Source organism: Rhodococcus sp. IEGM 1379 (assembly GCF_030056815.1).
In the GTDB taxonomy this organism is placed as follows: domain Bacteria; phylum Actinomycetota; class Actinomycetes; order Mycobacteriales; family Mycobacteriaceae; genus Rhodococcus_F.
On the sequence record NZ_JASHKR010000130.1, the window covers coordinates 3,536 to 7,760 of the forward strand.

4 protein-coding genes and 2 pseudogenes are annotated in these 4,225 nt (G+C 59.8%); 3 read left to right on the forward strand and 3 right to left on the reverse strand.

The window, feature by feature from the left end; all coding sequences use genetic code 11:
• A pseudogene (locus QM600_RS28190) lies at positions 1-456 on the forward strand (amino acid transporter); the annotation flags it as partial.
• 118 nt (positions 457-574) lie between these two features.
• Entirely contained in the window at positions 575-1,096 is a 522-nt protein-coding gene (locus tag QM600_RS28195; RefSeq protein WP_283265049.1) for a 2-oxo-4-hydroxy-4-carboxy-5-ureidoimidazoline decarboxylase, read from the forward strand.
• A gap of 66 nt (positions 1,097-1,162) precedes the next feature.
• Here QM600_RS28195 and QM600_RS28200 read toward each other — a convergent pair whose 3' ends face one another.
• Positions 1,163-1,618: a tellurite resistance TerB family protein gene (locus QM600_RS28200; RefSeq protein WP_243620357.1), complete on the reverse strand. Its 456-nt coding sequence runs from the start codon at positions 1,616-1,618 to the stop codon at positions 1,163-1,165.
• Between the two features lie 260 nt (positions 1,619-1,878).
• Between QM600_RS28200 and QM600_RS28205 the strand changes: the two are divergent.
• Positions 1,879-2,133: pseudogene (locus tag QM600_RS28205) on the forward strand (helix-turn-helix transcriptional regulator); the annotation flags it as partial.
• 16 nt (positions 2,134-2,149) lie between these two features.
• On the opposite strand, the gene QM600_RS28210 reads toward QM600_RS28205, so the two are convergent.
• Complete coding sequence (locus tag QM600_RS28210) at positions 2,150-3,724, reverse strand: TerD family protein (RefSeq protein WP_283265050.1); 1,575 nt, start codon at positions 3,722-3,724, stop codon at positions 2,150-2,152.
• 9 nt (positions 3,725-3,733) lie between these two features.
• Positions 3,734-4,225, reverse strand: a 492-nt coding sequence (locus QM600_RS28215; RefSeq protein ID WP_283265051.1) for a TerD family protein, incomplete at its 5' end; no start/stop codon positions are given.

A 4,225-nucleotide genomic window follows, 5' to 3' on the forward strand; every position in this document is an offset into this window, starting at 1 on the left:
TTCATCACCGACGCCGCGAGCGAGGGCTACCTCGCGATGGTCGCGCACGATGCTGAACATCTCGACGAAAACCAATATCGAACCAAGGAACTGCAGCAGCGAGCCGACAGCAACATTCCGTCGACCGAATCGATCATCTTCATCGAAGTCAACGTCATCGATTCCTCCGATTTCAGCACCGATCTGCTCATTCACGGGCGCAGGCGCGGCGAGCATCGCGTTTTGTGGGTGAACAGCCCGGCAGTGCCCAACACCATTGCGGCAGTGCTGCTGCGAACCCGGGACCTCACCGGAGTGATTCCCGACGTGTACTTCGAGTGGTCCGAGGGCAATCCACTGACCAACCTGCTGCGATTCCTGTTCATCGGTGAAGGTGAAACCGCTCCGGTCACCCGCGAGGTCCTACGCCGCGCAGAGCCACATCGGTCTCGCAGACCTCATGTGCACGTGGGTTGAGTTCACACTTCGGCATGTTAAGAATCTGAAAATTCGAACCGAAAGGACTTCACAGCCCCGAGGTCCACGGCGGATCATATGTTGATCGCGCATCTTCGTCGGCAGACCGGGAGAGCACATGCTGCTGCATCAGTCGATCGGGTTGGAAAGGTTCAACGAACTGCCCCGACCGAAAGCTATACACGCGCTGTACGAGTGCTGCTGTTCCATGACCTGGGCGTGCTGGGTCAGTGACGGCCGCCCGTTCAGAAGCTACGCAGAGGTGCTGGCGAGAGCCGAGGACGCGCTGCTCGATCTCTCCGACCCCGACGTCGAAAGCGCTTTGCAATGCCACCCACCGGTGGGCTTACGCGCCCATAGTGCGCCGTCTCACCTGGAACAATGCTCGATCTGGGTTGCCGACAAGCAGGTCATGGCCTCCATCAGAAATGCGGGCGAGGAGTACGAACGGACCTTCGGATTCCGGTACATCTGGTTCTCACACAGGCACGACGCCCACGAACTCCTCGAAAATATCAGCGTCCGCCTGTCCAACCCGCTATCCGTAGAACGCAAGATCTGCGTCGACGAGTTGGCAAAGATCACGTGCACACGTATCGAGCGCATGCTCGGCCCGGAAGGCGGCTATCCGGAGTACTGAACAAAAGAAAAGCGGGTGTGGCGCCACTGGCTCCACACCCGCTTACTTGCTTTACCGCCGAAGAACTCAGAGTTCGAATTCGGCGGGAGCGATCCCGACTGCGAAACACATGTCCCGCACTACTGCGCGCTCGTGCTGATCGAAGTTGCCGTCGGCGCCGCCGATGATGATCCCGATCTGGATGACGGCGCGAGCCTGATCCTGCTTGGACTTGAGCTTCGCGATTGCTGCGGTCGCTTCGAGCTTTCCGAACTCGAAATCGGAAGTCAGCTTGCTGCAGTACCAATCGAACTGCTGACGCAACTCGTCCGGCGGGAAGACTGCCAGCGACTCGTTACTCATGATCAGTGCCGACGTCTTCTGACGCTCGGACGGGTCGATCGAGCCGTCTGCTGCAGCAATCAGCGCGCACATCGCCATGCTGGCGTTCTTGAATTCCTTATTCTGGAACTGGCTCGTCTTGGTCTTGAGCTGGCCGTTCATTTCCTGAGCCTTAGCCTTCAGCTGATCCCAGAATGCCATGCGTCTCCTCGGGTAATGCCGCCACGCACCGCGCGTAGTGGTACCACCACTCTGCCTGGGAGGTCCGCAATGCGCCATCTGGTTCGCATCAATACTTGTCGGTTGGTTCCCATATGCTTCAAAAAAGTGGGCAAACAGGGACGAGGGCACCTGCGCATCCCGCCTGACAACCGGCAGTGACCACATTCGAGAGAGCGTGATCACAATCAGAATCGAGAACCGCTTCCGTGACAGCCTTGCCCGAACCAACGGGTGCATTCCCTCAGCCCACCGCGACTGCGCCGGCGCTCGATCCCGGTCTCACCAACCGTGAAATCGAGGTGCTTCAGCGTTGGCTCAAATCCGACAGCAAACCCGTCGTATCGGCGCAGCTACGCATCTCCATCGGAACCGTCAACACGCACCTGACCCGGATTCGAGGAAAGTACGCAGCAATCGGACGGCCTGCCCCCACCAAGACGAGTTTGCTCGCGCGCGCACTGCAGGACGGCATAATCGATCTCGACGAACTCTGACACTGCCTCGGTCGCGTCAGAACTTGTCGAGCGCGGCAAACAGTTGAGGTTGGTTCGCGGGGTCGAGAACATCCGGAACGAGGACCCAGTGCGAACCCGTCCACGGATCCTGGACGTCGATCTCACCAGCCGCCGGTACACGCCGACATCCGTTGGACAATGCGGCGACGCTCTCTTCCGTCGAGTTCGACTCGTCGTCGCCGACAAGCACTATCGACAAACCGATCGTCGGCCCGCACTCGGCGAGAAACATGATCGCATGAACGTCCTGCTCCGAATATCCATGCGGAAAATCGCCGAGTATCAGCAGTCGTTGAGTGCTCGGGGCTACCTGGTCGGCGGACATGCCACTGGTTCGGGCAAGCTCCGCCAAATCCACCGATTGCGCCAGGTCTGTCAGCCGGGCCGATATCTCCGAATGGTTTCTAATCACCGGTCCGGCCAACAATGCAGACAATCGATCCGTCAACGACGTGAAGGCACCGGTCAGGTCTACGACGTCGAGCAGCGGCATGGGGCCGGCAGCCATGATTCGCAGCGTCAACGCACTGACCACACCGATTGCTGCTGCACTGGACGTGCTTTCAACCCAGACGGGCCTGGTCAGCGGAATCGGCAAGCAGTACGGCACCGTCAAGACCCCGCGGTCAGCGGCAGATAAGACGCCCAATCTCACACCGTCACTGGAAGTTACGGCCTCGAGAGACTGGGGCGTAGTGCCGTTCTCCGACGCCCATACCGGCGATTCCCACGACGCCATCGCCCGCGGAAGAACCGTGTCGACCACCGTCAGTTCCTGGGTGAGTTGCGCGGAATCACGAGTGTGACTGGCGCGGGCAGTCTCCACCAGTTCGTCGTGACGCTTCTGCGCCGCTTCGCGCGCCGCCACACCGGCCGGTGAATTGCGGGTGCTCGCGTCGGCCACCGCTGCCGTCAGTTCCATGTCCAAGCGCGTCATCGCATATTCGCTACTCGAAATCAGTGACGCTGCCGAGCGCGATGCATCCTCGAAGATCATCCACATTCGTTCGAGCCCGCGCCCGTCCTCGACTGGCTCGACATCGTGAACTTGTTGCACTGCAGCCGAACTGGCTGGTGCATCATCCACCTCGACGCCATGGACTCCGATGAGCTCGGCCAACCCGCCTGCATACCCCTGCCCGACGCCTCGAACTTTCCAGACTCCGTTTCGGCGGTACAACTCCCAGCAGATGACTGCTGTCTCCGAACCTGCGGTTGGTATGGCGAATTGACCTATCACCGAACCGGATTCATCGGTCAGTACCGCCGAGAGGCAGGCGGCACGAAACGCTCCGGCCTGAGCGTGGCTCGGATCGACGCTCACAATGCACAGCACTGCAGCAGCATTCGGGTGGACGCGATCGAGCTCCACCTGAATACTGTCTCCTGCGAGTTGCACCCCGGCTGTGGTGGGCTGGTTATAGAACACAAAATCCTCGGACGACAAAGCCCGAAGGTGTGTATCGGTAACCAACGCAGACACGTCGAACGGCGTCTGACTCGACGCACGGAAAGTCACGACAGATGCGTGCAACGGCGCATTCTGCCCCGGAACGAACTCCACAGTCACAGAGATGAACTATGCCATCAAGAAACGGCCCAACTGCGGAGCCGCCTCGCCTGCATGCTTGGCCTGGATACCTTCGCCGATTGCCTGCAGCTTCCATTCACCGTTCTGCCGGTAAACCTTGGCCATCACCATGCCGGTGAACGGCATACCGCCCTGAAGGGTGTACCGCGCCAATTCGGAGTTCGTAGTGCTGTCGACGAGTCGGCAGAACGCATTTTGCACCTGCTCGAAAGTATGTCCGCGGTACGACGTAACCGTGAAGATCACCGTGTTGACGTGAGCCGGGACGCGCTGGAGATCAACCGTCATTACTTCGTCGTCACCGTCACCGTCACCGGTCAGGTTGTCACCCATGTGCCGCACGGATCCGTCTTTCGACGTGAGCTGACCGTAGTAGCAGACGTCGATGAGGTTGCCGTCCGCATAGAGCAGCGCCGAAGCGTCGAGGTCGACGTTGGCGGTGCGGTTGCCGAACATTCCGCTCTTCTTGATCGGATCCCA

Excerpts from the sequence above, each read along its gene's own strand:
- QM600_RS28195 (WP_283265049.1), top strand. The coding sequence starts at position 575 with ATGCTGCTGCATCAGTCGATCGGGTTGGAAAGGTTCAACGAACTGCCC.
- QM600_RS28200 (WP_243620357.1), bottom strand. The coding sequence starts at position 1,618 with ATGGCATTCTGGGATCAGCTGAAGGCTAAGGCTCAGGAAATGAACGGC.